Raw genomic sequence first — 26,156 nt, forward strand, 5'->3', positions numbered from 1 at the left:
GTCGCTGCAACTCTCACTGCAACCTGGAACTTAAATCTATCAGATTCACAACGACCGTTCCCGCACTGATAGTTTGGGTGCCTGTCCAACCCGAACAGAGGCGGTCATCCCATGTGTGCAAAGACCCAGCCCCGACGGCACGGGCTCCGCACCGTCGTGTGGTCACTCGTCATGGTCCTGGTCGTGGCCGCCGGTTGCGTCGGTGTGGTGCTGTGGCAGCACTCCTACGACATGGACGAGCAGCGGGTCTCGATCCGCCACGGCGGTCACACCCTCAACGGCGTACTGGCCACCCCCAAGGACGGCCGCAAGCAGCACGGCCTGGTCGTGTACGTCCACGGTGACGGTCCCATCGACGCCACCCACGACGACGGCTACAAGCCCATGTGGGAAGCGAACGCCAAGGCCGGGTACGCCTCTCTGTCCTGGGACAAGCCCGGCGTCGCAGGCGCACCCGGCAACTGGCTCGACCAATCCATGGACGACCGGGCCAAGGAGGCAGCCGCCGCCATCGCCTGGGCGCGCGCCCGCCCGGACATCGACGGCGAACGGATCGGGCTCTGGGGCGCCAGCCAGGCGGGCTGGGTCCTGCCGAAGATCGCAGCGCAGACCCCGGTGCAGTTCGTCATCGCCGTCTCGCCCGCGATCAACTGGCTCCAGCAGGGCCGCTACAACCTCCTCGCCGAGCTGCGCGCCGACGGCGCATCGGCAGCCCGCACCGAGGCCGCGATCGCCAAGAGCGACACCACCCGCCGACTGCTGGAACGCCACGCGACCTTCGAGGAGTACGTCAAGGCCACGCGCGGTGAAACGGACGGCATGACCGCCGACCGCTGGAGCTTCATCTCCAAGAACCACACCGCGGACGCCACGCGGGACCTGCGCGCCCTGCGCGGCATACCGGTACTGCTGACCCTCGCAGGCCATGACATCAACGTGGACACCGCCGACACGGAGCGCGTCTACCGCGAAGTGCTGGACGCAGACGGTGCGTTGACGGTCAGGCGCTACCCGCAGGCGACCCATTCACTGCTCAAGCAGTCCATCGAGCAGTCGGACGTCAAGACCACGCTCACCGCGCTCTTCTCCCCCCGCTCACTCTTCGCGGACGGATTCCTGGACGACCAGCGACAGTTCCTGAAGGATCGCGGATGAGGCACGTTCGCGCCGCTTCACCGTGTCGTCGGGTCCGTTGCCCCCGTGGGGAAGCAGGTGGCCGACCCGCGGATGCAGCAGGGTCTCGCGGTCGGCACGCCGGACCGTCACCTCGTGCTCGTCCAGGTCACCCTTCGGGGGCGCTCAGCAAGGCCTGGGGCAGGTAGGCCGATCGGACGCGCAACGCCCAGCCGTGTACCTGGACTGCCAGTGCGGCCAGGGCGATGGTCTTCTGCGGGAGCAGGCTGCGGGGAGCCGCATCGGGAGGTGCGCTCTCCCGGTGCTGGACAAGACGATGCGACAGAGCCTGTTCGAAGGCCGACTGGTCGTCCTCCAAGAGCACGCGCAGCAGCTGCTGATCCGGCGTCAGGTCGCCAAGGGCGTTCAGCCGCAGCGCCCCGTCGAGACGCTCGTCGACCTCCGGCATGCACAAGGTCACCGAGGGCCAGTCCCGAGGCAGATGCCCACGCGCCTTGGTCAGATAGCAGGCAAGAGTGTCCATCTCCGCCAGTTCCCCCGGATCCGACTTCGACTCCAGCTTCGAATACGGCACCCCCTCGTGGATCGCGGATGCGTGGTCACGCAGCAGCAGCCCGATGACGCGGTCCCGCTCCCGGACCATCCCGCTGATCACACCCAGCGCGAAGGTGTCCAGCCAGTCCCTCGCGGTGGACGCGTGCTCGACCACGGCCTCGAAGTCCGTTTCCTCGCTGCTGATGCTCTCGTCGATGAGGGGGAAGAGGATCTTCTGGTCACCGTTGGGATAGCAGCCGAGGTCCAGGAATCCCAGGGCGCACTCCGCCGCGGTGCGCAGAACGATGCGTGACGGAGCGGTGCCGAGTTGGGGATCCGTCAGCGTGCGGGCGGCGAGGTGATCGAGGAGGTCGTCGCGCATCGCCTGCAGTTCCCCATCGGAGTAGCAGTCATATCGCATCGTGTGCCAGCGGCGGCGGGTCCGCCGCTCGATGTCCTCCAGGGCTTGGTCAATCCGCTGCCGGCTCACGTCATGTCGGGCCACATCCTTGATCTTCATGCACTCATCCTGACAGCCACCACTGACATCAAGGAGGCATGCGGGCTCAGCCCTTGACGGCGGAGCTGGCGACGCCTTGGACGAACCACCGCTGGAAGAAGGCGAAGACCACCAGGACGGGCAGGACCAGGAGGACGCCGAAGGCGAGGATCTGACCCCAGTCCGGGGGCTCCTGGCCCTGGAAAACGCTCATCTCCAGCGGCAGCGGGCGCACCGACGGATCGGAGACCATCAGCACCGGCCACAGGAACGAGCCCCACTGGATGAGGAAGGTCAGGATCGCCACGGAGGCGAAGGCCGGCTTCGACATCGGGACGATGATCGCGAAGAACGTGCGCCAAGGGCCCGCGCCGTCGATGCGGGCGGCTTCTTCGATGCTCGGCGGGATCGAGCGGAAGAAGGTGTGGAACTGGTAGACCGAGAAGGCGTTGGCGATGAACGGCAGCGCCAGGATGGGGAGGGTGTTGCGCTGGTCGTTGAACATGTAGAAGAGCGGCACCGCCACCGACTCGAACGGGACCAGCATCAGCAGCAGGATGAGCGTGAAGACGGCGTTCCGCCCCCGCCACTTCAGCCGGGACAGCCCGTAGGCGGCCATGGAGTTGACGAACAGCCCGCCGGTGACGACGACGAACGCCAGCAGCAGTGAGACGCCCATGAAGCGCCAGAAGTAGCCGGTGCTGTCGGAGTCGAGGCTGTCGAGGACGGCGGAGTAGTTGTCGAAGGACAGGTGAGTGGGGAGGAAGCCGGACAGGCCGTTGAGGACCTCGTCGGACGGCTTGAGGCTGCCCAGGAACAGGTAGATCACGGGCAGGATGAAGATGAAGGCCAGCACGCTGAGTACGGCGTAGTCCAGGAAGCGGCGCAGGGGCGTAGGGGTGGTGCCCATGGGTCAGTCCTCGTTTCCGGGCCGGACGACGCGGCGCTGGATGAGCGTCAGGACGACGACGATCAGGAAGAAGACGACGGTGATCGCGGACGCCTGGCCGATGTTGTTCTGGTCGAAGGCGGTGGTGACGGCCTGGTACATCACGGTGCGGGTGGCGTCCTCGTCCAGGCCGCCGCCGCGGACTAGGACGTACACCTGGTCGAAGACACGGAAGGACAGCACCGAGGTGAGCATCGCGACGAAGACGAGGGTGCCGTGGATGCCGGGCAGGGTGACGTGGCGGAACTGCTGCCAGCGGGAGGCGCGGTCGAGTGCGGCGGCCTCGTACAGCTCCCCCGGGATCTGCTGGAGGCCGGCCAGGAGAATGACCATCTGAAAGCCGACGCCCTGCCAGATCGACAGCACGATGAGTGAGGCCATGGCGGTGGCGCCGTCGCCGAGCCAGTCGAAGGCGCCCCAGTTGCCGAAACTCACCGCGTCCAGTGCGGAGTTGAGCATGCCCTGGTCACTGCGGGCCAGGATGAGGCGCCAGATCACGGCGACCAGCGCCATGGGGAAGACGACCGGCATGAAGAACAGGGACCGGAAGAGGCCGATGGCCTTGAGCTTGCGGTTGAGCAGGATGGCCAGTCCGAGTGCCAGGGCCGTCTGCACCGGGACGACGACCACGGCGAAGGTCAGGTTGTTGAGCAGGGCCCGCAAGAACGGGCCCGACAAGTCCGGGTCGGTGAACAGCCGCCGGTACTGCTCCAGGCCGAAGAAGGTGGGCTCGAGCGGTGAACCCAGGCGGACGTTGTAGAAGGAGAGCACCACGGCGTAGCCGAACGGCACACCGACGAAGACGATGAGTCCGACGACGGCCGGAGCGGACATGAGCAGCCCGTGCATCCAGTCGCGGTCCTTGCGGCCCGGCCGCGTCGATCCTGTCGATGGCGTCGATCGCTTCGACCGCGCGGGCTTCACTGATGTCACGGACGGGGCCTGCTCCGGGCCGGGTGGCACGGCGGGTGCGGGTTCCACGGATGTCACGGGAGGGTCCTGTTCCCGGCGGGGCGGGCGCGCGGTGTGCGGGCCCGCCCCGGCCGAAGGGTCCTACGGGATCTTGTAGCCGGCGTTGTCGGAGAAGTCCTGGTCGATGGCGCGGGCGGCCTTTTGCAGGGCGCTCTTGGGGTCGGTGCCGCCGTAGACGGAGTTCAGGGCCTCGCTGAACTTGGATGTGATGACGGGGTATCCGGCGGTCACCGGGCGGGTGACGGCGACGCAGGACTTGGTGATGTCGCTGTCGCCGCAGGGCTTGGCGAGCTGGTCGGCGAAGAGCTGGAGGGGGCCGCCCTCCTTGTAGAGGCTGCTCTTGGCGAGCGCGGTCTTGGTGGCGGGCACCGCGCCGTTGGCCGTCGTCATGGCGGTGACGTTGGTGTCGTTCAGGAGGGCGTCCAGGAACGTGCCGGCGGCCTTGGCGTTCTTGGTGTCGGCGCCGATGCCCCACGCCCAGGAGCCCTGGCCGGTCTTGGGGCCGTTGCCGAAGTCGGGCAGCGGCAGGACGACGAGGTCGTCGCCGAGGCCCTGGCTGTAGGCGGGGTACATCCAGTGGCCGACCCAGCTCAACGCGACGCGGCCCTTGGCGAAGGCGTTGCCGTCGGTGTTGGGGTCGACGTAGGTCTTCCAGGACTGGAAGGTCTTCAGCGCCGAGGCCACGGCCGGGGTGTCGAGGGCGCCTTCCGCCTTGCCGTCCTTGAGGAGGGAGCCTCCGGCGGACCAGACGATCGGGGCGAAGCCGTAGGTGCCCCACTCGTTGGCGTAGCCGCCGCTCTCCTGGAGGTCGAGGGTCTTGCCGTCGGAGTCCTTGGCCTTCAGCGCCTTGAGCGCGGATGTGAACTCCTCGGCGGTCCAGTCGTCGGACAGGCCGGTCGGATACTTCACCCCGGCCGCGTCCAGCAGCTTCTTGTTGCCGTAGATGCCGAGCCCGGAGTCGAACATGCCCAGGCCGTAGTGCTTGCCCTCGACCTCGCCCTGCGCCTTGCTCGCGGCGGTGGCGTTGTCCATGGTCTTGGCGGAGACGTACGTGTCGATCGGCGCGAGCTTCTTGTTGTAGACGAAGTTCGCCATGGTCGGGCCGTCGAACTCCAGCACGTCCGGCAGCTCGGCCGCGTCGGTGGCGGTGATGGTCTTGGTGTAGTCCTTCTCGGGTATCAGCTTCAGGTCGACCTTGATCTTGTTCTGCGAGGAGTTGAAGGACTTCACCGCGTTCTGCAGCGCAGCGGCCTCGCTCTTCTGGCCCTGGTGGGCCCAGACGCTGATGGTGCCTTTGCCGCTCCCGGCCTCGGCGGAGGCATCGGTGCCACTGCCCCCGCCGCAGGCGGCCAGCGCCACCAGGGGGGCCAGGGCCAGGCCCGTACAGGCGGTGCGGCGGTACTTTCTGCTGGTCGGGCTCATGGCTGTGCCTCCGTGCTGTGGCGAGGGTTCGACTGACTGATGTGCGGTGTCGGCGTGAGTGTGTGGGCGTGTGGGGCTCAGAGGGTTACTGCGGTCCGCGGGGGCGCGGCGGGGCGGTGGTCTCGCGCAGGACGAGGCGGATGGGCATCCGAACCTGCTCGGCGGGGGGTTCGGCGTCCGGGTCGTCCAACTGCCGCAGCAGCAGCCGGGCGGCCTCCGCGCCCTGCTCGGCGACCGGCTGGGCGACGGTGGTCAGGCCGACCACGTCGGCCAGTTCGTGGTCGTCGAAACCGACGACGGACACGTCGTCCGGCACCTTCAGCCGGTGGCGGCGCAGGGCACGCAGGGCGCCCATCGCCATCTCGTCGGACTGCGCGAACACGGCCGTCGGCGGCCGGGAGACGGCCAGCAGCTCGGTCATGGCCCGCTCGCCGCCCTCGACGGTGTAGTCGCCGTCCGCCTCCAGGGCCGCGTCGTGCTCGATACCGGCGTCGGTCAGCACGTCCAGGTAGGCGTTGCGCCGCTCGATGGGAGTGGTCCAGTGCAGCGGACCACTGGACCCGCTGATCATGCCGATCCGGCGGTGGCCGAGGTTGACCAGATGCCGTACGGCACTCTCGGTGCCGGCCCGGTCGTCGATGCCGACGGCGGTGAAGCCGGGCCGGGTGCCGCCGACCGTGGTGGCCAGCGGTACCCCCAGCGAGCGCAGCGCGGCCGACTCCTCCTCGTCGGGGATGAGCAGCGACAGCACCGCGTCCACCCGCTTGCGGACCGGGAGCCTGGTGAAGAAACGCTTGCGTGTCTCCGGCGAACCGAGGTTGTACAGCAGCACGTCGTACCCGGCGGCGCTGAACACCTGCTCTGCGGAGTCCAGCACGGTGCCGAAGAACCAGCGGCCGACATACGGGACCACGACTCCGATGGTGAAGGTGCGCCCGCTGGCCAGGCTCGCCGCGGAACGTGAGGCCGTGTATCCGAGTTGTGCGGCAACGGCCGTGATCTGCGCCCGCACCTCCTCCGACACCCCCGGCCGGCCGCGCAGCGCGCGGGACACCGTGGATGCCGAGACTCCGGCGGCGCGGGCGACATCGGTGATGCTGGCCGTCACGGCTTGTTCCTCCGTTGATTTCACGTCGGTGTGATCTGTGGGTGACGTGACCGTAAACCCGCCCTCGTTGTTGCGCAAGCGTTTGCGTTCATATTTACTTGGGCCGATCCTCAAGAGATCCTTTTGTTATCAAGCGTCAGCGCACGCGTTTGGGCGCTGCGGAGCGACAGGAACTGTGCATGCGATACGCCCCGCCCGGCCTCTGCGTGAACGACTTCGCCCTGCTGCGGGACGGGGACGGCACGTACGCGGTGCTGCATCTGCAGGGGCCCTGGACAACGGAGTTCGACCATCTGCGGATGGAGACCTCCTACGGCCGGGCGACCTCCGCCGACCTGGTCCGCTGGGAGCCGCAGGGCACCGCCTTCGGCAACGGGCTGCCCGGCCGGTTCGACCAGCAGGCGGTGTGGACCATGCACCCCCTCCGGCACGGCGACGGAATGGCGATGTTCTACACGGGCGTCTCCGGGCTCACGCCGGGCGGCTGGCCGGTCCAGTCGGTTGGGCTGGCGTACTCCGACCGCACCGACGGCACGGCCTGGCGGCGCCACGGGACCGGGCCGGTCGCCGAGGCGGACCCGCGGTGGTACCGCACCGGTGAACGCATGGGCTGGCGCGACCCGTTCGTCGTACGCGACGACGAGTCGGACGGCTGGGTCATGGCCGTCTGCGCCAGCGACGCCTCCCTCCCGGTCGAGGTCAGCGGCTGCGTCGCCTGGGCCACCTCCGACGACCTGGAGCACTGGACCGTCCACCCGCCGCTCATCTCCCCCGGCGACGTCGACGAACTGGAGTGCCCCGTCCTGGAACGCCTCGACGACGGCACCTGGCTGCTGCTCGGCTCCATCGGCGCAACGCGCGGCTTCGAGGCTTGGACCGCGCCCCGCCTGCGCGGGCCCTGGACCCGGCGTGGCCCTCTTGGACCAACTGGCGCCTACGCTCCGCGCGTCATCGCCGCGCCCGACGGCTCCCGCGTCGTGCTGCACACCACGCCCCGCCGCGTCGGCCTCAGCGACGCCGGTGACCGCTGCCGTGGCATGCTCACCCAGCCGAAACTCCTGGTCACAGGCGAGGACGCTCCGCCCCGCCTGGCATGGTGGCCCGGCCTGGACGCCTGGCTCGGCGAGGAGACGGACCGGCCCGCCCTGCACGCGGTCGGCGACATCGGCATGACGGGGCCCGTCGAGATCACCCTGCGCACCGCCGGTCCGGACGGCGACGGCCCCGCCCTCGCGGTGGGCTGCGACGGCAAGAGCCTCTGGGCCACCGGCCCCGACGGGAGCCGGCTCGGCGAGACCATCCTGACCGAACCCGCCACCGCCTTGCGCATCCTCACCATCGGCGAGTACGTCGAGGTCTACGCAGACGGTGTGTTCGCCCTGACCACCTTGTGCTACTCCGGTCACCCCGCCCCGTGGAAGGCCGTCGCCGAAGGACGCGAACGCACCATTCCCGTACGCCCGGTCCGGCTTCCCGACCCGCACCGCGACGACGCCTCGGCCATCTGGCCCGGCCCTTCAACTCCCTGACGGCGAGAGCCGCGTCCGCTGACCGACACCCGGCACGACCCTAGGAAAGGCCCAGCCATGAACGTCACCGCCGACGGTCTCCGCTTCCCCGACGGCTTCCTGTGGGGCGCCTCCACCGCCGCCCATCAGATCGAGGGCAACAACGTCAACAGCGACTGGTGGCACACGGAACACAGCGGCGGCTCCATCGCCGAGCCCAGCGGCGACGCGGCCGACAGCTACCACCGGTGGCGCGATGACATGGATCTGCTCGCCGAACTCGGCTTCACCGACTACCGGTTCAGCATCGAATGGGCCCGCATCGAACCGGCACCCGGCCACTTCTCCCGGGCCGAGATCGCCCACTACCGGCGCATGGTCGACGGCGCCCTCGAACGCGGCCTCCGTCCGATGGTCACCCTGCACCACTTCACCGTCCCGCGCTGGTTCGCCGAAGGCGGAGGCTGGACCGCGGACGGCGCCGCCGACCTGTTCGAGCGGTACGTGCGGGCGACCGCGCCGATCATCGGCACCGGCGTACGGCACGTGTGCACCATCAACGAACCCAACATGATCGCGGTCGCGGGCGCGATCCGGGAGCTGGGCACCGAAGCGCCTCCTACCGCGGGACTCGTGCTGCCCGACAAGGCCACCACCGACGCCCTGATCCAGGCACACCACCGCGCGACAGCCGCCGTCAAGGCGATCTCCGCCGACATCCAGGCCGGCTGGTCCGTCGCCAACCAGGTCTACCAGGCCATGCCCGGCGCCGAAGCCGCCACCGCCGCCTACAGCCACCCCCGCGAAGACGTCTTCATCGAAGCCGCCCGCGACGACGACTGGATCGGCGTCCAGTCCTACACCCGCACGAGGATCAGCACCGACGGCCCCATCCCGGCGCCCGACGACGCCGAACGCACCCTCACCGGCTGGGAGTACTACCCGCAAGCCATCGGACACGCCCTGCGCCACACCGCCGAGATCGTCGGTGACGTCCCTCTGATCGTCACCGAGAACGGCATCGCCACCGACGACGACACACGCCGCATCGCCTACACCACCGGGGCACTCCAGGAAGTCTCCGCCGCCCTGGAGGACGGCCTCGACGTACAGGGCTACCTCCACTGGAGCGCACTCGACAACTACGAATGGGGCTCCTACAAACCCACCTTCGGCCTCATCTCCGTCGACCCCGAAACCTTCGCACGCACCCCCAAGCCCTCCGCAGCCTGGCTCGGCGGGCTCGCCCGCACCGGCACATTGCCCCGGGCCACCTCCTGACAGACTCGTGCGTACAGTGGGGATGTACACAGCCGCGCTCCAGGCACTGAGAGCGCCCGAGGACAGCAGACCGCGATGACAGCGGACATCGACTTCACGGCGTTCTTCGACGCCACACCAAGCCCGTACCTGGTCCTGGACGCGGACCTGGTGATCCGCTACGTCAACACGGCGTACCTGACGGCCACCGGGCGGACCAGGAAAGACCTGGTCGGGAGGCACTTCTTCGACGCACTGCCCGAGAATCCCGGCGCCCCCGACGACGTGGAACGGAAGGCGTCACTTCTCCGGGTCCTGGACACCGGGGTACCGGACACCCTGGTACTGCAGCGCTATGACATCTCCTCTCCGGACCGGCCGGGCGCGTTCGAGGAGCGTTGGTGGTCCAAGATCCACACTCCGCTTCCCGGGCCGGACGGTGCGGTGAAGTGGATCGTCCAGCGGGCCGAGGATGTCACCGCCTTCGTCCAGGCGCGCCGGGCGCGTGAGCTCACCACTGAGCTCACCGAGCGTGAGGAGGGCATGGCCTCCGAGCTGTACGTGCGGGCCCGCGAGCTGTATCGGCTGAACGAGGAACTGCGTCAGGCCCACGCCCGTGAACGTCAGGTCGCCGTGACCCTGCAGGAAGCCATGCTCTCCGTGCCCGACCTGGACCGGCACCGCGACACCATCGCCGTGCGCTACCTGCCGGCGACCACGTCACTCAACGTGTGCGGTGACTGGTACGACGTCGTCGATCTGCCTCCCGACCGTCTTTCGGCGGCGGTCGGGGACGTCGTCGGCCACGGCCTGCACGCCGCGGCGGTCATGGGCATGCTGCGCAGCGCCCTCAGCGCGGTCATCCGCGCCATCCCCAGCCCCGCCCAGGCCCTGGAAGTCCTCGGCCTGTACGCCCGCTCCATGGAAGGCGCGACGGCCGCCACCGCGGTCAAGGTACTCATCGACACCCGCAGCAGGCTGATCATCTACAGCAACGCCGGGCATCCGCCACCCGTACTGCTCCGCGGCGACGGGACCTGCGAGCTGCTGGACCAGGCGACCGATCCGCCGCTGGGAGCCCGCCCGCACCACGTTCCACGCCCGCAGGCCGGACTGTCGTACGCCCGGGGAGACACCCTCGTGCTGTACACCGACGGTCTCATCGAGCGCCGCGGCGAGGACATCGACGTAAGCCTGGCCCGCCTCACCACAGCCCTGGCCCAGGACGGCGCCCTCGCCCCTGACCGGCTGGCCGACGCGCTGCTGACCCGCCTCGCCGTCGCGGGCGGCGGCCCGGACGACATCGCCCTCGTCATCATCCGCCTGTAGCTGGATACAGTGCGGGACGGGTCAGGGTGTGATCGGGGGTCGTTCCGGGATGTACCCCGATGCTCGGGTGCGTGCCCGCTGACAGTGTGAGGGGCATGACCTCACCGCGCATGTCACGACGGGCCTTTGCGGGCGCCGCCCTGTCAGGCACGGCAGCGCTGGCCGCCACCGCAGTACTGCCCGCGCACCGCGCCAACGCCTCGTCGGCGCCGCTCCCACCACTGGATCCCATCGCCCTGCGGGCGGCGATCGACGACCTGGAGCACCCGCCGTCGACCGCCGCCCAGCTGCGAGTCGGCGGCACGGCCGGCCGCTGGTGCGGCACCTCGGGCGTGGCCGACCTCAGTACGCGGCGGCCGGTGACGGTACGTGACAAGGTCCGGATCGGAAGCATCACCAAGGTCTTCGTCGCCACGGTGGTGCTCCAGCTGGTGGCGGAGGGCCGGGTCGACCTGGACGCCCCGGTGCGGCGCGTCCTGCCGGGCCTGCTGCCCGCCCGCTTCGCGGCTGTCACCGTGGCGCACCTGCTGAACCACACCAGCGGACTGCCCGACCACGTCGGCATCCCGGAGCCGGACACCGCGGAGGAGGTGTTCCGCCACCGCTTCGACCACTGGACACCGCAGGAGTGGGTGGCGACGGCGACGCACGGGCCACTGAAGTTCGCCCCGGGCACCCGGCAGGAATACCGCGGCATCAACTACGTACTGGCCGCACTGATCATCGACAAGGTGACCGGCCGCCCGTACGGGGAGGCCGTCACGGCCCGCGTCCTGCGCCCGCTGGGCCTGGCGCGCACCGTCGTGCCGGGCGACGACCCGCGCATCCACGGCCGGCACGTGCACGGCTACCTGCGGATGGCCGACGGCACCCTGCGGGACATCACCACCTACGACGCGTCTTCCTCCCGCGGCGAAGGCGACATGATCTCCACCACGAGCGACGTCGACCGGATGCTCGCCGCGCTGTTCTCCGGCGAGTTGCTCCCGCCTGAGCTGCTTCGGCTGATGTTCACCCTGCCGCCGAACGACGTGCGCATGCTGGACGGCTCCCCGGCCCGCTACAGCACCGGCCTGCAACAGGCCACCGTCAACGGCGTGACCCTCTGGGGCAAGACCGGCGAGACGTACGGCTACAAGAACGCCGCGTTCTCCACTCGTGACCAGCGACGCCGTTTCGTGCTCTCGTACCACCCGACGACCGCCCGCGACGGCGAGGAGAGCCGGATGATCGTCCGGGTCGCCGACCTGCTCACCCGCGGCCCGAGCGCACAGGCCAGGTAGGACGTGGGGCGGGACCCCGCCAGGAGGTCCCGCCCCGTCTTCGATGGGTCATGGAGAAATGAGCCGTCCGACCGGGGTCAGAAACGGTCCGGGGCACGCTCCGGAAGCGGAGAGCCGGGGAGTACGTCCTGCTTCTGGTTCTTCCGTGCCTCCGCGTTCGAGTCGGCCGTCGCCTCGCAGGTCACGTCCTTCGCGGGGAGCTTGCCGGTGAGCAGGTAGCGGGTGACTGTGCCGTCCGTGCACGCGTTGCCGCTCGGGTAGACGCCATGGCCCTCGCCGCCGAGGACGGTGACCATTTTCGAGCCCTTCAGGTCGGCGTGCAGGGCCTGAGCGCTGGGCAGCGGGGTCTGCGAGTCCCATTCGTTCTGGACGACCAGGGAGCCGACCTTGTTCTTCACCTTGGTCGCCGGTTCCAGGGACTTGGTCCAGAACGCACAGGGCTTGATGCTGGACGCGAAGTCACCGAAGAGCGGGTACCGGCCCTTGTCCTCGATGGCGTCCTGCCGGTAGCTCTCAGGGTCGCGGGACCACGGGGCCGAGTTGTCGCCGCACACCACGGCCCAGAAGCTCGCCGTCATGTTGTCGGCCGGCACCTCGGCGGCATCGGCAGAAGCGGCGGCGTCTGCTGTTCCGGTCCGCTCTGATCCGGTGAGCGCCGCTGCCTTCTTCGCGGAGGCGGGCTCGCCGGCCGCGGCCTTCTTCAGCTCCACGAACGCCTCGGTGGCGTACTGCGGGCTGAAGACAGCCGCGCGCATGCCGCTGCGGATGTCATCGCCGGTGACCGGCTGCCCCTCCAGCTCGATGGGCTTCTCGTCGGCCTGCGCGACCAGGTCCCAGAAGGTCCGGTCGACCTTCTTCGGGGTGTCACCGAGGCCGTACTTCTCCGAACGCTCGGCGGCCCACTCGGTCCACCGGTCGAACGCGGGCTCGGCGCCCTCCGCCCACCACTGGATCATCCCCCGCCAGGCGCGCGCCGGATCGACCGCGCTGTCCAGCACGAACCGGTCGGCCCGGCGCGGGAAGAGCTGGGTGTAGACGGCGCCCAGATAGGTGCCGTACGAGTAACCCAGGTACGAGATCTTCTTCTCACCGAGGATCGCCCGGAGCAGGTCCATGTCGCGCGCGGTGTTGCGCGTGGTGATGTGCGCGAGCGTCTTGCCCGCTTTCTCCTTGCACTTCTTCGCGACCTCGCGTGCCCAGGCGACGTCCTTGTCGAACGTCGCCTCCTTGTACGGCCGCAGCCAGAGCTCCTCCTCCGGCTCCAGGTCGCAGGAGACGGGGCTGCTCCGTCCCACACCGCGCGGGTCGAAGCCGATGAGGTCGTACTTCCGCTGCGCGGACTGGGGGAGGCTCTCCCGCATTTCGAGCGGCATGTAGAGGCCCGGTCCCCCGGGGCCGCCGGGGTTGGAGAGCAGCACACCGTGCCGCTTGCCGGGCGCGGTGCTCTTGATCCGGGATATGGCCAAGTCGATCCGCTTGCCATGGGGAACCCGGTAGTCCAGCGGGACCTTGATCGTGGCGCACTGGAACTCTGCCGGAGAGTCGGCCTCGCACCGCTTCCAGCGCGGCTTCTGTTTCACATAGCGTTCCAGCCCGCCCTTGGTGGCGGACGAGGAGACGGTCGACGGGGCGGCGGCCGGAGCGGCGGTGGCCGTCGAGGTGGCGAGCGCGGGAGCCAGCGTTGCCGTGACACTCACGGCTAACAGGGGCGCGAGACGTCGTCTGCGCACGATATCGATCCTTCCGGTCGCATGTTCGGACGGGAAAGATCTTTCAGGAACCGGTCCCTCGTGCGGATCCCTCGCCGGGCTGGACTCGCTCTCCACCCTGGGGATGACACAACTGGTGTCTGTGGTACCAGAGTTGTAGTAACAGCTGAACCCGGTCGGCGGGTGGATTCACGGCCCGTGTCTAGCCGGCCAACCGCTGCTCCGTGGCCACCAGGTACTCCCGAAGTGTCTGGCGGGACCGGACGAGCGTGTCGATCTGCTCGTCCAGTCCGGCGATGCGCGCCCGTAGCAGGTCCAGGGTCTCCGGACAGGGCGTCAGATCGGGGGCCGCTCCGGCGACGCACGGTTGGAGGTACCCGATCTCCTGGGTCGACAGCCCGGCGTCGAGCAGTTTCCTGATCTGAGCGACGGTCAGCACCGCGTCGTCGCCGTACTCGCGGTAGCCGTTGTCACCGCGGTCGGGCACCAGCAGGCCCTGCGCCTCGTAGTACCGCAGTTGGTGCGGGTTCACTCCGGTCCGCCGGCTCAACTCCCCGATCCGCATTGCTCATTCCCCCTTGACCTTCATACCGGTGTGAACGTCGACGATTGTGCCACCGAGCAGAGAAGGAGCACATGATGCGTACCAGCACACCCGTAACGGTTCTGGGCCTCGGGCTGATGGGAAGCGCCCTCGCCGGGGCGTTCTTGCGCGCGGGGCATCCGACGACCGTGTGGAACCGCACGACGGCCAAGGCCGACGACCTCGTGGCCCGGGGCGCGACGCTCGCCGAGTCTCCGGCGGCCGCGCTTGCGGCCGCCCCGCTCGTGGTGGTCTGCGTCTCGGACTACGACGCCGTGGCGGACGTGCTCGACGGGCCGCTCGACGGCCGTGTCGTGGTGAACCTGACCTCGGGCACGCCCTCGCGTGCCCGAGCGCTCGCCGAGGAGGTGGCGCGCCGCGGCGGCGACTACCTCGACGGCGGCATCATGGCCGTCCCGGAGGCCGTCGGCACGACCGACGCCGTGCTCGCCTACAGCGGGCCTCGACCGCTGTACGACGCCCACGAGTCCACGCTGGCCTGTCTCGGCACGGGCCTCCACCTCGGCGATGACCCCGGACTCTCGGCCACGCACGAGATGGCCACGCTCGTCCTCATGTGGGGCATGCTCGACGGTTTCCTCAACGGCGCCGCGATCCTCGGCACGGCCGGTGTGTCCGCCACGGCGTACCTCCCCCTCGCGCAGACCGCGATCGACACGGTGGCCGGCTGGCTGCCGGGCTACGCGCGGCAGGCCGACCACGGCACCTACCCGGCCGACGACGGCACGATCGGCACCCACTTGGCGGCGATGGCGCACGTGGTCGAGGAGAGCGAGTCGCTCGGCGTCAACGCCGAGTTGCCGAGGCTCGTCAAGGCACTGGCCGAGCGCGCGGCGGCCGCCGGTCACGGCGGCAGCGGATACGCGGCGCTGGTAGAGCAGTTCCGCAAGCCGTGAGTCGCGCGGTGGCGCCCGGGTGGCCGTGGGTCGCGGTGTCGTACAGCGGATCCGTCCCGATCAAGCAGCCGGGCGTCGGGCAGGTGCGCCGCTCACAGGTCCGCGGCGTCCACCACGTCGCCCAGGTCGACGAACTTGAAGCCGGTCGCGGTGCGCGTGCCGCCCTCGCCGTCGGCGACCTCGGGGGTCTCGTGACCGTCCTGGACGACCAGCAGGCCATTGGGATAGCGGCTGCCGAGCGGGGAGTTCAGGACGGCGGCCCCGTCGCACTCCTGCGCCCCGTCCAGGGTCGTCGAGGCCGCGCCGACACGGAAACCGCCTTCGTACTCGTTGTCCTCGCTCACCTCGCGGTCGTACAGGGCGAAGGTGTCGTCGCCCTGGCTGGAGGCGAGCAGGTAGCCGTCCCCGTCGGACTCCTGGAACAGGGTCAGACCCTCGACATCGGCGGACAGCCGGTCACCGCCGTAGCCGGGGTCGGCGCCCGCCGCGCACTCCTCGGACTCCTCGTCGTAGACGCCGGGGACGCCGAACTCGCGGACCTTGTCCACCAGGACCGGCTTGCCGGTGAGGTCGGCGCGCATGCGCCAGATGCCGATGTCCTCCTGGCCGGCGTAGAGCGTGCCGGTGGCGGGGTCCACCACCATGCCCTCGACCTGCGGGAGTTCGCCGGGCTCCGCGCACGGTGACCAGGTGGTGCCGTCCGGGAGGCGGAAGGAGGCGGGCAGGTCGAGTGTGCGGACCTTCTGGTACGTGACCGTTCCGCTGGCGGTCGGCTTCAGTTCGACCAGCGCGAGGCGAGTCCGCTCCCGTCGGCTGACCAGGGCGTAGGTACGCCCGGTGGACTTGTCCCGCCAGGTGGCGAGGCCGTAAGCGGTGCGCTGGTCGTTGATCTCGGCCTGGTCGGTGGAGAAGAGCGGGGCGGCGGCCGGGTCGGTGATGTCGGTCAGCGGGCCGCCGGGCTTCGACGGGTCGATGCGGTAGATCCGCAACCGGTCGTTGCCGCGGTCGCTGACCACGGCCACGTCGGCCCGGCCGGTGGAGGTGCGCAGACCGGTGACGAGGTCGACGTTGTTGTACCGGCCCGGGGCGTCGTCCTCGGCTGGTGGACGGGGCGCGGGCAGCGACTGCACCAAGCGGGCGTCCAGGTCGTACACCCGCAGGCCGCCCTCCTTGGCGGTCGCGATGACGAGGCTGCGGTCGGGGTCGGCCGCATTGCGCCAGATCGCCGGATCGTCCGCGTCGGAGTTGCCGCCCGCCTCGTCGTCGTACAGGGCGGGGGTCTCGCTGACGGGCGTGACCGTCGGCAGGCCGCCGTCGGCCCCGGCCTGGACGGGGGTCAGGAGGGCGAGGACGGCGGCGCCCAGGGCGAGGGCGGCGGTTCTGCACGGAATGCGGTGTGTTCTCACAAGCACTTCCTTGGTCGAGGTCGAGGACATGCCGATCGTGCGGGGAGAACCTTGCGCGCAGGAGACTGTGATCTGTACACGTGATCACAGAAAAGGCGATTGCCTGCCAACTGCCGTTCAAGAAAGAGCAGTAGGGCCAGGACGGCTCAGGGAGAGGTGACGGCGGCATGCGCGAGGGCCGCGGTCTGCTCCGGTGTGCCGTCGATCGGGACGGCCGCGCCCGCTTCGTCCTCGCCCATCGGTTCGAGGTCGGCGAACTGGGTGCGGAGCAGCTCGGGTGGCATGAAGTGACCCCGCCTGGCGGTGATGCGTGCGGCGATCAGCTCGGGCGAGCCGTCGAGGTGGAGGAAGAAGACGCGCGGCGCGGCGGAGGCCAGCCGGTCACGGTAGCGCCGCTTCAGCGCCGAACATGCCACCACGCCCCCGCTGTCGGCATGACCGGTCAGCCATCGAGCGATCTCGTCCAGCCAGGGGCGGCGGTCTTCGTCATCCAGGGGGTGACCGGCCCGCATCTTCGCCACGTTGGACGCGGGGTGGAAGTCGTCCCCCTCGGCGTAGGGAACACCGAGACGCTGTGCCAGCAACCGGCCCACCGTGGTTTTCCCCGAGCCGGACACGCCCATGACCACCACCAAGCGAGCAGTGTGGTGAGACATCCAGAACCTTCCCTTCGCGTCCTGTCGCCTGGAGCTCGATGACTACCTCAGAGCTCGACGACTACCTCAGAGCTCGATGACTACCTTGACGTCGTCCGGTCGCGGCGTGAACGCCTCCGTCGCGCGCTCCAGCGGCACCCGCCGGGTGATCACGCGCTCGAGCCACGACAGGTCGGCCGCAGCCAGCGCGTCGGCAGCCTGACGGTAGTGACGCAGGTTGGCGTTGACCGAGCCCACTACCGCGTCGTTCTGAAGCACCATCTCCCTGTTGATGGCACCCGCGTCCACGGTCATCCTGCGGCCGACGGGCGACACACCGGTCAGGCACACCACTCCGTAGGGCGCGGTGCCGGTCAGCGAGGCGAACACGGGCTCGTTGGCGCCGGTCGCTTCGATGACGACGTCCGGGCACACGGCGGAGATGACCTGCTCGATGTCCTTCGCGTGGTAGGTGGCACCCAGATCCCGTACCAGGGTGGGCTTCGGCCCCTCGGTCACCCGGTCGAGCACATGCACGTCCAGTCCGCGCTGTGTGCCCAGCAGGGCGGCCAGCAGACCGATGGGCCCCGCACCGGTCACCAGGACGCGCTGAGGCTCGAACCACGAGCGGGCACCGACCCGCTCCACCTGTTCCCATGCCTTCGCCACCACGGTGGTCGGCTCCATGAGCACACCGGCGCGGTCCAGACGCGGCTCCAGCTTCACCGCGTAGTCGGCCTCCACGCACCACGCCTGCGCGCCGTAACCGTCGAGCTCCTTGATGCCGCGCTCGGTGTAGCGGCCGTTGCGGCACATGTCGAACTCCCCGCGTGCGCAGGCCCCGCACGGCTCGGGGTCCGGGCGGCGCACCACCCCGGCGACCAGGTCACCGGCCGAGAAGCCGCCGGCGGGCGGCGCCTGACGCACCCGGCCGAGGGACTCGTGCCCCAGGACGAGCCACTCACGGCCGGGCGGGGCCCAGCCGTATTCGCCTCGGGCGATCTCCTTGTCCGTTCCGCACACCCCCACCGCCAGGCCCTCCACCAACAGCTCTCCCGTAGCCGGGGCGGGGGCGGGCAGATCCCTCACCTCCAGGGAGTCCTTGGCGCCAGGTCGCACAGCCAACGCTCGCATCGTCCACCTCGTCCCTCTCGTCGGGCGGCGCACGAGAGCTGGGCGCCGCTGCCTGACCGTGTGTCCCCTTCAGAGGTTTTCAGCACCGGCCGGCCGACATGAAGGGACACGACCGGGCCAGAGCCGCTGTTCCGTACCCTGACTGCATGCGCATGCGCCCCACCTTGAGCTGGACGCCTCCCGAGGACCTGCCACCGGGTACCACGGATCCGGAGCCGGTCGCCGATGCGCTGAGCACCGGCGGTGTGCTGGTGCTCAGCGGAGCGGGCATCTCCACGGAGTCGGGCATCCCCGACTACCGGGGCGAGGGCGGGAGCCTCAGCCGGCACACACCGATGACCTACCAGGACTTCACCGGCAGTGCCCAGGCCCGGCGCCGGTACTGGGCGCGCAGCCATCTCGGCTGGCGCACCTTCGGCCGCGCCCGCCCCAACGCCGGGCACCGGGCCGTGGCCGCCTTCGGGCGGCACGACCTGCTCTCGGGGGTCATCACCCAGAACGTCGACGGCCTGCACCAGGCCGCCGGCAGCGAGGACGTGGTGGAACTCCACGGGAGCCTGGCCCGGGTCGTCTGCCTCGCCTGCGGCGCCTTCAGCCCGCGCGGTGAACTCGCCCAGCGGCTGGAGGAGGCCAATCCGGGCTTCGACCCCGTGGCCGCCGGAATCAACCCGGACGGTGACGCCGACCTCACCGACGCACAGGTCGGAGACTTCCGCGTGGTGCCCTGCACGAGCTGCGGCGGCATCCTCAAGCCGGACGTGGTGTTCTTCGGCGAGGCCGTTCCGCCACGCCGGGTCGAGCACTGCCGCGAGCTGGTCCGTGAGTCGGCGTCGCTGCTGGTCCTCGGCTCCTCACTGACGGTGATGTCGGGGCTCCGCTTCGTCCGCCAGGCGGCCCAGGCCGGGAAGCCGGTGCTGATCGTCAATCTGGAGCCGACCAGGGGTGACCGGCACGCCGTCACCCGGGTCTCGCTCCCGCTGGGAGCGGCACTCACGACCGTGGCGGAGCGGCTGGGTATGGCCGTCGACGGCCAGGCGGCGGTGCGACGGTGACCGTGGTGGGCGTCGTCGGGGCACATGCCGGTGCGTGGGCTGAGGCCCGTTCCTGCCTGGTCAGGTCACCGCCGGATCGCGCCCCGCTGAGCGCATGGCGGCGAACGCCCCGAGGTACAGGGCCGCGACGACCAGGAGCAGTGCCTGATAGCCCGTCACCAGGGCGAGGTACTCGATCGCGCCCCCGGTCATCGCGCCCAGCAGGTTCGCGCCGAACGCGGAGGTCGGGTCCGGGGCGAGGGCGAGGCGGTCCGAGAAGATGAGGTTGGCGCAGAAGATCGGGGTGAAGGCCAGGGCGATGGCGGCGGCCAGCCGGGCGGCGAAGGGCAGGGACAGCACCGCGCCGGTGGGGACGAGCCAGACCACCGCGAGGGAGCCGAAGAGCAGCAGTTGCAGCAGCAGTTGGTTGACCTTCCGCAGCCTGCGCCGGACCTCCACCGCCGCGAGGACGGCGACCAGGACTCCGAAGAAGACGAGGGCGTTGACCAGCCAGGTCGTGCCGAAGTAGAGGGCGAAGCCGATCACGTTCTTCGTTTCCAGCAGCATGAAGGCCGCACCCAGCAGGAACATGTCGGTGTAGCGGAGGGTGCCGCGGATGCGTACCCCGGTCAGGCGCACCGACAGGAGCGTCACCAGCAGGATGGTGCCCAGGGCGCCCAGGTAGAGCGTGGGAATGCTCCGGTGCAGCAGGTACGGGAAGGGGTGGTCGTCGCTCGCGGCCGCCGGAACCGCGCCGCTGGGCCGCCAGGTCTGCGCGCAGGACTGGTCGGCGGGCGTCATCCCGGCCACCAGCACGGCCGCGTTCCTCTTGAACGTCGTCATGCAGGGGGCGTGACCGTAGACGTCGCCGAGGCTCCCTGCGAAGCGGTCGACCAGCCAGCTCTCGCGGTAGTAGTTGTACATGGCGAACGCGCCGTTCGGCGCCAGGTGGTCGCGTGCGGCCTCGAAGGCCTGCCGGGTGAACAGGTAGCTCTCCAGGCGCAGGTTGCTCGCACCGGCGACCAGCGTCAGCGAGTCCGGCAGGGCCAGGACGATCAGGTCGTACTTGGTCTTCGTCCGCTCCAGGAAGGCGCGCCCGTCGTCGATGTGCGCGCGCACCCTCGGGTCGTCGTAGGGCTTCGCCGGGTGCAGTTGTGAGCCGATCTCCTGGAGTCGTGGATCGATCTCGACCGCGTCCACGTGCTCCGCTCCGTAGGCGAGTGCGACCGCGACGTCGTTGCCGTTGCCGGCGCCGATGATCAGCACGCGCTTGTGCGGGTTGCGGGGCGTCTGGTCGTACGCCTGGCGGTAGGGCGAGTCCTCCCGCATCAGCACCGCTTGCGGGGCGGTGCTCTGGTGGGGGACGCCGTTGGCCGAGATGTACCAGGTCCGGGTAGTGGTCGGCGAGGGCTTGAGTTCGATCTTGTAGTAGGGCGACCAGGAGATGCCGCTCGTCGCCGTCTCCAGGAACAGCGCGGCGACCATCGCCGTGAGGGGAATGCCGTACCGCAGGGAGTTGCGCCGTCCGCCGAGGACCAGCAGGGCCGCGGTGGCGAGTACGCCCCATACGACCGAGGGAGCGCGCAGCCAGGACAGCACGGCGAAGGACAGCGAGCCGGTGATGCTGCCGAGCAGGTCGTAGCGGTAGGCGTCGAGCGAGGGAAGCCGGCGGAAGAGATCCGCGGTGATCTTTCCGATCCCCGCCATGATCACCGCGGTCAGCAGGAAGATGGCCGGCAGCGTCACCCACTCGGGAAGGCCGGTGGTCTTCACGGCGGTGAAGTACAGGACCTCACTGCTGCTCTGGCGCACCTGCACCGGGTACTCGCGCACCAGAATGACCAGCAGCGCGAGCGGGACGGGTGTCCAGCGCTTGAGCCACTGTCCGCGCTCGGCGGGGATCAGGAACCCGACGCCGATCCCGAGGAACGATCCCAGCAGGATGAAGTTCGAGAAATAACTCAAGTGGACGACGTTGGCGCCCGCCCATCTGATCAGCGCCAGCTCGACGAAGAGCATGGTGGTGCTGGCCAGCACGAGCCTCCAGCGCACCGATCTTACTGATTGCCCTGACTCGTTCCCTTTCATGGCGTTTTACGGTGCCATTCTCGCTGCGGTGAGTCGAGGTGCCGTGCCGTGGCTCGCTCGTCCGCCGGGCGTGCAAGCATGGCGACGGCTGCGGAGAACAGCCACGGCAGCCGTTGTGCGACGGGCAGCAGCGCTGCGCGGGCCGGGGGCTTGCGCGTCGCGCCGAGGAGCGCGTGCGTCAGCCAGCGGTAGCGCCGGGTGAGCCGCCGCCACTCCCCCTCGTAGGCCGCCGGGTCACCGCTGGTGATGGCCCGCACCGCGGCGGGCGCCTGCGCGAGCGCCAGCGCGATGCCCTCGCCGGTCAGGGCATCGACGTAACCGGCGGCGTCGCCCACGAGCAGCACCCGGCCGGCGGTGCGCGCGCTCGTTACCTGGCGGAGCGGGCCCGCCCCCCGTACCGGTCCGGCGCGGCCGGCCCCGGCCAGCCGCTCCCGCAGCTCGGGGAAGGCGGCGAGGTGGTCGTCGAACGACCGGCGGGCGGTGGTGAGCACCGCGACGCCCACGAGGTCGTCGGCCACCGGCGTCACGTAGGCCTCCGCTTCGCGGGCCCAGTGCACCTCGACGTGGTCGCTCCAGGGAGCGAGCGCGTAGTGGCGCCGCAGCCCGTGCCGCAGCGGGGACCGGCGCGGCCGGTTCAGCCCGAGGGCGCGGCGGATCGGCGAGTGCAGGCCGTCGGCGGCTACGAGGTGGCCGGCGCGGGTGCCGTCGACCACCACCCCGTCCCGGTCCTGCTCGACGTGACGCGCGGTGCGCTGGTCGACGCGTACGCCCGCTGCCAGCACCGCCTCACGCAGCAGCGCGTGCAGCGTCGTACGACGCACCCCGCGCCCCGGGCCCGCCCTGAAGTCGGCGTCGACGCGGCGGGGTCCGGCGACGTAGCGAATGCCCCGCAGGGAGTACCCCGGCGGGTGCACGCCCAGTGCGGCCAACGCGGCGACGGCGCCCGGCATCAGGCCTTCGCCGCACGCCTTGTCGACGATGCCGGCACGCTGCTCCCAGACGGTGACGTCGAGCCCCGCGCGGGCCGCGTGCAAGGCCGTGGCCAGGCCCGCGGGGCCCCCGCCGACGACGAGCAGATCCATGTGTGCCTCCTCAGGCCAGCCGTGTCAGGGCGGCATCCTCGGCGCGGACGCGGGTGGCGAGCAGGAGCCCGTTGAGCGCGGTGAAGACGACCGCCGTGATCCAGGCCGAGTGCACGAGCGGAAGCGCGAGCCCCTCGACCACTACGGCGACGTAATTCGGGTGCGGGATCCAGCGGTAGGGTCCGCCGGTCACCCGCGCGGCGCCGGGTACGACGATCACCCGGGTGTTCCACTGCCGGCCCAGTGTGGCGATGCACCACCAGCGCAGCCCCTGCGCGAGCAGGACTAGAGCGAGCATCGACCAGGCCAGCAGTGGTACGACGTCCGGCCGGCGCAGCCACACCTCCGCGAGCGCGCCGACGAGCAGGCCGGTGTGCAGCACCACCATGAACGGGTAGTGCCCCCGCCCGGACTCCACGCCTCCCCGCGCGAGGCTCCAGGCGGCGTTGCGCTGGGACACGGCCAGTTCGGCGACCCGCTCCAGGCCCACGGCCAGCACCAGGACGGTGAACCAGGCCTCGCTGCTCACCGTCCACCACCCGGGGCGCGGAGGAGTACGAGTTCGGAGCAGAATCCCGGGCCCATGGCGAGCATGAGCCCGTAGGAGCCGGGTGGGGGCGGGCGGTCGGCGAGCGTGTCCGCCAGGACGTGCAGCACCGACGCGGAGGACAGGTTGCCGATCCGGCGCAGCGAGTCCCAGGTCACGCCCAGCGCCTCCCGCTCGACACCGAGGGCGTCCTGCAACGCCTCGAGGACCTTGGGACCGCCGGGGTGCGCGACGTACCAGCCGAGGTCGCGGCTGGTCAGTCCGTGATCGGCGAGGAAGCCGCGGACGTCGTCGCCGACGTACCGGCGCACCAGGTCGGGGACCGCGGAGTCCAGGACGACTCGGAAGCCGCCGGAGCCGACGTCCCAGCCCATCATGCGTTCGGAGTCGGGGTAGAGGCGGCTGCGCGAGGCGAGCACTCCGGGAGCGGCGGGGTCGTCGGTCCGTGCGAGGGGGTGCTCGCCCCCGACGGCGACCACGGCGGCGGCACCGTCGCCGAACAGGCCGCTCGCCACGGCGTTGGCGACCGAGGTGTCGTCGCGCTGGAGCGTGAGCGAGCACAACTCGACCGACATCAGCACCGCCACGGCGTCGGGGCGGCCGCGCAGCAGGTCGTTGAGGCGGGCGATGCCGGCCGCGCCGGCGACGCAGCCGAGGCCGACGAGGGGCAGGCGCACCACGTCGGGGCGCAGCCCGATCTCCGCCGCGACCCGGGCCTCAAGGGAGGGCACGGCCAGGCCGGTCACCGTGCAGGAGACGATGTAGTCGACGTCGGCCGGTGTGAGGCCGACGCTCTTGAGCGCGTCGACGACCGCGCGGCCGCCGAGTTCGACGCCGGCCCGGATGAAGACGTCGTTCGACTGGCCGAAGTCCTCGATCCGGCCGTACTCCTCCAGCGGCAGCACGGTGTGCCGGGTCTCGACGCACACGTTGCGGTGGAGCCGCTCGACGACACCGCGATCGACCGTGTTCCCGACCAGCGTGGTGGTGAAGGACTCGGTGATCTCCTCCTGTCGGTGGCGGTGCTCGGGCAGGGTGCCGCGGACGCTGAGGACGCGCATGGTCATGCTGGCTCCTGGGACGGGGCGGTGGGGCGCGGGGAGCACCCGGCCGAGGCCGAGCGCGAGGTCGACCGTGACGGTGAGCGCAGGACTTGGGGCGGGAGTGCGGGGGCGGTCGTGGCGCGAGACGGGCCGGCGCCGGCCTGAGCGGTGTCTGCCGGTGCCATCAGGCGACCGTCAGCAGCACGACGTCGAGCAGGGCGATGGTCACCGCGGCACGGAAGGGAGCGCGCCCTCGGCCGGACCAGGTGAGCACCGCGAGGCCCGTGACCAGTGCCAGGGCCGCCCATGCCCACGCCGGAGGGGACCCGGCGGGACCGGTCACGGCGAGCGCCGAGGCGGCGGTGAGCAGAACGGCGGCCAGGGCGCGCGAGGGACGTTCGCCGATCCGGTGCGGCAGGCCGCGGACCCCGGTGGCTTCGTCGTCGGCGAGGTCGGGCAGCACGTTGAGCAGATGCGCTCCGACGCCGAGCGCGGCGCCGGCGGCGGTCATCCACCAGGGCGCCCAGTGAGGGGGCGAGGCGGCGAGGGTGACGACCGAGGGCAGCATCCCGAAGCCGCACGTGTACGGCACCCATGACCAGGGGGTCGCCTTGAGCCCGGCGTTGTAGGCGTGGCCCGCGCCGGTGGCGAGGACGACGTTGACCAGGGCACTGCGCCAGCCGGCGAGCGCGGACAGCACGAGGGAGGCGAGAGCGGCCACGACGAGGGCGCGTGCCACCCAGCCGGCCGGGAGGGTACCGACGGCCAACGGCTTGTCGGTGCGGCCCACGGCGCGATCGCGCGCGAGGTCGAGCAGGTCGTTGCCCCAGCCGATCGTGAGCTGGCCGGTGAACACCGCCGCGGTGACGGCGGCGGCGTCCAGCGGGTGCAGGCCGCCGCGGAACGCCAGCAGGCCCGTGACGGCGGTGACGGCCAGAGCGGGCCCGCCGTGGGCGGCGGCGAGCAGCGCGAGCCCACGCGGTGGTCCGGGGCGCGCCTGGGCCGTGCCGGCGGTCACGGGCATCGCCTCTCCGCGTCCAGCGCCTGGCAGATCGCGTCACCGAGGGCGCGGGACACCGTGCGGGGGTGCGGCACGGTGTCTGTGCCGCACCCCTCCGCTCTGTCTCCGGTCACCCAGGACCACGGCCCGTCGTCACCGGTGATCACGTTGCGCATGCAGCATCGGTGCCACGTTGCCCGCCCGCTCACACGGGGTGGTCCGGCATCCGGTGGAATGGCCATGCCGCCCCCGGCGAGGAGTGGACGACGCAGTCGCACGGCGGGTTGGTGTCCACGTGCCGCTCCAGAGGCGGGAGGTGTCACCCCGGAGCCGTGACTCCGGTCCAGGTCTCCCCCGCGCGCTCGGCCCACTCGCGGGCCGCCTCCGGACGGCCGGTGAGCAGCAGGAGCAGGGCCGCGATGGGGCCGCGCACCTCCGGGCCGTCCCCGCGCGTGAACTCGATGTCGGTGGCGACGAGCCGGGCCTTCGGCAGGGGCCAAGGGCGGGGCGGGAAGCGCATGGTCCATACGCGGTCGGCGGCGTCGCGGGCGGCGGCCCGGGGCATCTCGCGTGTCCGGCCGAGCGCGAGGGCGATGTCCTGGCCGTGGACGAGGAGGTCGAGGAGCGGCTCGCGGGGTGAGGTGGTCGGGGCGAGACGGCGGGAGCCGACGATCGAGCGGAGGTCCGCGACGATCTCGGAGACGGGCCGCTCCCCCTCGCGCACCGCCGAGTCGTGGATCATCTTGTTCCAGTTCCCGCGGGCCCGGAGCATCTCCCGTACGACCTGCCCGTACGAGAAGCGCGCCGCGAGGGTCAGATGCGCGGCAACGTCCCGTACCCGCCAGTCCCCGCACCGCGTGCGCGCCTCCCACTCCTGTGAACTCAGGCCCTCCAGCAGGTCGGCCAGGCTCGTCCGCTCCTGGTCGACGATCTGCCAGAGCTCGTCGGTCTCCAGCACTGCACCCACGACCATCACCCACCCC

Annotated in this window: 24 protein-coding genes; 7 read left to right on the plus strand and 17 right to left on the minus strand. The window is 70.6% G+C overall.

All coding sequences use genetic code 11. The features are described 5' to 3' along the window. Positions 1 to 111: 111 nt before the first annotated feature. Positions 112 to 1,155: a serine aminopeptidase domain-containing protein gene (locus ABFX81_RS31430; protein ID WP_086854766.1), complete on the plus strand. Its 1,044-nt coding sequence runs from the start codon at positions 112 to 114 to the stop codon at positions 1,153 to 1,155. A 127-nt stretch (positions 1,156 to 1,282) separates the two neighbouring features. On the opposite strand, the gene ABFX81_RS31435 is transcribed toward ABFX81_RS31430, so the two are convergent. The 5 genes from ABFX81_RS31435 to ABFX81_RS31455 form a co-directional block, all read right to left on the minus strand. Further along, positions 1,283 to 2,188: an immunity 49 family protein gene (locus ABFX81_RS31435; RefSeq protein WP_346138992.1), complete on the minus strand. Its 906-nt coding sequence runs from the start codon at positions 2,186 to 2,188 to the stop codon at positions 1,283 to 1,285. A gap of 46 nt (positions 2,189 to 2,234) precedes the next feature. Next, the gene (locus ABFX81_RS31440; RefSeq protein ID WP_086854767.1) at positions 2,235 to 3,077 is read right to left on the minus strand and encodes an ABC transporter permease subunit; all 843 of its coding nucleotides are present in this window, start codon (positions 3,075 to 3,077) and stop codon (positions 2,235 to 2,237) included. 3 nt (positions 3,078 to 3,080) lie between these two features. After that, on the minus strand, positions 3,081 to 4,106 hold the full coding sequence (locus ABFX81_RS31445) for a carbohydrate ABC transporter permease (RefSeq protein WP_428837227.1): 1,026 nt from the start codon (positions 4,104 to 4,106) through the stop codon (positions 3,081 to 3,083). A 63-nt stretch (positions 4,107 to 4,169) separates the two neighbouring features. After that, a complete protein-coding gene (locus tag ABFX81_RS31450; RefSeq protein ID WP_086854768.1) occupies positions 4,170 to 5,510 on the minus strand; it encodes an extracellular solute-binding protein in 1,341 nt (446 codons plus the stop codon). 85 nt (positions 5,511 to 5,595) lie between these two features. Continuing rightward, entirely contained in the window at positions 5,596 to 6,618 is a 1,023-nt protein-coding gene (locus tag ABFX81_RS31455; protein WP_346138994.1) for a LacI family DNA-binding transcriptional regulator, read from the minus strand. A gap of 179 nt (positions 6,619 to 6,797) precedes the next feature. Between ABFX81_RS31455 and ABFX81_RS31460 the strand changes: the two genes are divergently transcribed. The 4 genes from ABFX81_RS31460 (at position 6,798) to ABFX81_RS31475 (ending at position 11,998) form a co-directional block, all read left to right on the plus strand. Further along, a complete protein-coding gene (locus tag ABFX81_RS31460; protein WP_086851028.1) occupies positions 6,798 to 8,147 on the plus strand; it encodes a glycoside hydrolase family protein in 1,350 nt (449 codons plus the stop codon). 57 nt (positions 8,148 to 8,204) lie between these two features. Next, positions 8,205 to 9,407, plus strand: coding sequence for a family 1 glycosylhydrolase (locus ABFX81_RS31465; protein WP_086851030.1), 1,203 nt, complete (start codon positions 8,205 to 8,207; stop codon positions 9,405 to 9,407). 75 nt (positions 9,408 to 9,482) lie between these two features. Further along, complete coding sequence (locus tag ABFX81_RS31470; RefSeq protein ID WP_086851032.1) at positions 9,483 to 10,715, plus strand: SpoIIE family protein phosphatase; 1,233 nt, start codon at positions 9,483 to 9,485, stop codon at positions 10,713 to 10,715. A gap of 95 nt (positions 10,716 to 10,810) precedes the next feature. Then, the gene (locus ABFX81_RS31475; protein ID WP_086851034.1) at positions 10,811 to 11,998 is read left to right on the plus strand and encodes a serine hydrolase; all 1,188 of its coding nucleotides are present in this window, start codon (positions 10,811 to 10,813) and stop codon (positions 11,996 to 11,998) included. A gap of 77 nt (positions 11,999 to 12,075) precedes the next feature. On the opposite strand, the gene ABFX81_RS31480 is transcribed toward ABFX81_RS31475, so the two are convergent. Then, complete coding sequence (locus ABFX81_RS31480) at positions 12,076 to 13,728, minus strand: alpha/beta fold hydrolase (protein WP_086851036.1); 1,653 nt, start codon at positions 13,726 to 13,728, stop codon at positions 12,076 to 12,078. Between the two features lie 181 nt (positions 13,729 to 13,909). Further along, positions 13,910 to 14,272 carry a MerR family transcriptional regulator gene (locus ABFX81_RS31485; protein ID WP_086851038.1) on the minus strand — a complete coding sequence of 121 codons (363 nt, stop codon included), beginning with the start codon at positions 14,270 to 14,272 and terminating at the stop codon, positions 13,910 to 13,912. Between the two features lie 74 nt (positions 14,273 to 14,346). On the opposite strand from ABFX81_RS31485, the gene ABFX81_RS31490 reads away from it, so the two are divergent. Further along, entirely contained in the window at positions 14,347 to 15,207 is an 861-nt protein-coding gene (locus ABFX81_RS31490; protein WP_428837228.1) for an NAD(P)-dependent oxidoreductase, read from the plus strand. A gap of 92 nt (positions 15,208 to 15,299) precedes the next feature. On the opposite strand, the gene ABFX81_RS31495 is transcribed toward ABFX81_RS31490, so the two are convergent. From ABFX81_RS31495 to ABFX81_RS31505, 3 genes are all read right to left on the minus strand, one after another. Then, entirely contained in the window at positions 15,300 to 16,613 is a 1,314-nt protein-coding gene (locus ABFX81_RS31495) for a phytase (RefSeq protein ID WP_428837229.1), read from the minus strand. Positions 16,614 to 16,759: 146 nt separating this feature from the next. After that, positions 16,760 to 17,269, minus strand: coding sequence for a gluconokinase, GntK/IdnK-type (locus tag ABFX81_RS31500; RefSeq protein WP_086851042.1), 510 nt, complete (start codon positions 17,267 to 17,269; stop codon positions 16,760 to 16,762). A gap of 66 nt (positions 17,270 to 17,335) precedes the next feature. Then, the gene (locus ABFX81_RS31505; protein ID WP_086851044.1) at positions 17,336 to 18,382 is read right to left on the minus strand and encodes an alcohol dehydrogenase catalytic domain-containing protein; all 1,047 of its coding nucleotides are present in this window, start codon (positions 18,380 to 18,382) and stop codon (positions 17,336 to 17,338) included. Between the two features lie 146 nt (positions 18,383 to 18,528). Here ABFX81_RS31505 and ABFX81_RS31510 point away from each other — a divergent pair, with 146 nt between their 5' ends. Next, complete coding sequence (locus ABFX81_RS31510; protein WP_346138995.1) at positions 18,529 to 19,434, plus strand: NAD-dependent protein deacetylase; 906 nt, start codon at positions 18,529 to 18,531, stop codon at positions 19,432 to 19,434. Between the two features lie 60 nt (positions 19,435 to 19,494). Here ABFX81_RS31510 and ABFX81_RS31515 read toward each other — a convergent pair whose 3' ends face one another. The 7 genes from ABFX81_RS31515 to ABFX81_RS31545 form a co-directional block, all read right to left on the minus strand. Then, a complete protein-coding gene (locus ABFX81_RS31515) occupies positions 19,495 to 21,450 on the minus strand; it encodes a spermine/spermidine synthase domain-containing protein (RefSeq protein WP_346138996.1) in 1,956 nt (651 codons plus the stop codon). A gap of 47 nt (positions 21,451 to 21,497) precedes the next feature. After that, positions 21,498 to 22,583, minus strand: a complete 1,086-nt coding sequence (locus tag ABFX81_RS31520; RefSeq protein ID WP_086851937.1) for an FAD-dependent oxidoreductase — start codon at positions 22,581 to 22,583, stop codon at positions 21,498 to 21,500. A gap of 10 nt (positions 22,584 to 22,593) precedes the next feature. Then, a complete protein-coding gene (locus tag ABFX81_RS31525; RefSeq protein WP_086851940.1) occupies positions 22,594 to 23,112 on the minus strand; it encodes an isoprenylcysteine carboxylmethyltransferase family protein in 519 nt (172 codons plus the stop codon). Beyond that, complete coding sequence (locus ABFX81_RS31530) at positions 23,109 to 24,197, minus strand: 3-oxoacyl-[acyl-carrier-protein] synthase III C-terminal domain-containing protein (RefSeq protein ID WP_086851941.1); 1,089 nt, start codon at positions 24,195 to 24,197, stop codon at positions 23,109 to 23,111. The genes ABFX81_RS31525 and ABFX81_RS31530 overlap by 4 nt, the downstream gene beginning before the upstream one ends. Positions 24,198 to 24,357: 160 nt before the next feature. Next, on the minus strand, positions 24,358 to 25,197 hold the full coding sequence (locus ABFX81_RS31535; protein WP_086854336.1) for a UbiA family prenyltransferase: 840 nt from the start codon (positions 25,195 to 25,197) through the stop codon (positions 24,358 to 24,360). Next, a complete protein-coding gene (locus tag ABFX81_RS31540) occupies positions 25,188 to 25,349 on the minus strand; it encodes a hypothetical protein (protein ID WP_346138997.1) in 162 nt (53 codons plus the stop codon). Before ABFX81_RS31540 ends, ABFX81_RS31535 begins: the two co-directional genes overlap by 10 nt. 143 nt (positions 25,350 to 25,492) lie before the next feature. Next, complete coding sequence (locus ABFX81_RS31545; protein ID WP_086854337.1) at positions 25,493 to 26,146, minus strand: maleylpyruvate isomerase family mycothiol-dependent enzyme; 654 nt, start codon at positions 26,144 to 26,146, stop codon at positions 25,493 to 25,495. Between the last annotated feature and the right edge of the window lie 10 nt (positions 26,147 to 26,156).

The sequence above is a fragment of the Streptomyces coeruleofuscus genome (assembly GCF_039532725.1).
GTDB lineage: Bacteria > Actinomycetota > Actinomycetes > Streptomycetales > Streptomycetaceae > Streptomyces > Streptomyces coeruleofuscus.

What these genes read in the sequence shown, in the direction of transcription:
- ABFX81_RS31430 (WP_086854766.1), top strand. Translation starts at nt 112, where the DNA reads ATGTGTGCAAAGACCCAGCCCCGACGGCACGGGCTCCGCACCGTCGTG.
- ABFX81_RS31440 (WP_086854767.1), bottom strand. Translation starts at nt 3,077, where the DNA reads ATGGGCACCACCCCTACGCCCCTGCGCCGCTTCCTGGACTACGCCGTA.
- ABFX81_RS31530 (WP_086851941.1), bottom strand. Translation starts at nt 24,197, where the DNA reads ATGACCATGCGCGTCCTCAGCGTCCGCGGCACCCTGCCCGAGCACCGC.
- ABFX81_RS31465 (WP_086851030.1), top strand. Translation starts at nt 8,205, where the DNA reads ATGAACGTCACCGCCGACGGTCTCCGCTTCCCCGACGGCTTCCTGTGG.
- ABFX81_RS31435 (WP_346138992.1), bottom strand. Translation starts at nt 2,188, where the DNA reads ATGAAGATCAAGGATGTGGCCCGACATGACGTGAGCCGGCAGCGGATT.
- ABFX81_RS31510 (WP_346138995.1), top strand. Translation starts at nt 18,529, where the DNA reads ATGCGCATGCGCCCCACCTTGAGCTGGACGCCTCCCGAGGACCTGCCA.
- ABFX81_RS31470 (WP_086851032.1), top strand. Translation starts at nt 9,483, where the DNA reads ATGACAGCGGACATCGACTTCACGGCGTTCTTCGACGCCACACCAAGC.
- ABFX81_RS31490 (WP_428837228.1), top strand. Translation starts at nt 14,347, where the DNA reads ATGCGTACCAGCACACCCGTAACGGTTCTGGGCCTCGGGCTGATGGGA.
- ABFX81_RS31450 (WP_086854768.1), bottom strand. Translation starts at nt 5,510, where the DNA reads ATGAGCCCGACCAGCAGAAAGTACCGCCGCACCGCCTGTACGGGCCTG.
- ABFX81_RS31475 (WP_086851034.1), top strand. Translation starts at nt 10,811, where the DNA reads ATGACCTCACCGCGCATGTCACGACGGGCCTTTGCGGGCGCCGCCCTG.
- ABFX81_RS31485 (WP_086851038.1), bottom strand. Translation starts at nt 14,272, where the DNA reads ATGCGGATCGGGGAGTTGAGCCGGCGGACCGGAGTGAACCCGCACCAA.
- ABFX81_RS31505 (WP_086851044.1), bottom strand. Translation starts at nt 18,382, where the DNA reads ATGCGAGCGTTGGCTGTGCGACCTGGCGCCAAGGACTCCCTGGAGGTG.
- ABFX81_RS31535 (WP_086854336.1), bottom strand. Translation starts at nt 25,197, where the DNA reads ATGCCCGTGACCGCCGGCACGGCCCAGGCGCGCCCCGGACCACCGCGT.
- ABFX81_RS31500 (WP_086851042.1), bottom strand. Translation starts at nt 17,269, where the DNA reads ATGTCTCACCACACTGCTCGCTTGGTGGTGGTCATGGGCGTGTCCGGC.
- ABFX81_RS31520 (WP_086851937.1), bottom strand. Translation starts at nt 22,583, where the DNA reads ATGGATCTGCTCGTCGTCGGCGGGGGCCCCGCGGGCCTGGCCACGGCC.
- ABFX81_RS31460 (WP_086851028.1), top strand. Translation starts at nt 6,798, where the DNA reads ATGCGATACGCCCCGCCCGGCCTCTGCGTGAACGACTTCGCCCTGCTG.
- ABFX81_RS31545 (WP_086854337.1), bottom strand. Translation starts at nt 26,146, where the DNA reads ATGGTCGTGGGTGCAGTGCTGGAGACCGACGAGCTCTGGCAGATCGTC.
- ABFX81_RS31540 (WP_346138997.1), bottom strand. Translation starts at nt 25,349, where the DNA reads ATGCGCAACGTGATCACCGGTGACGACGGGCCGTGGTCCTGGGTGACC.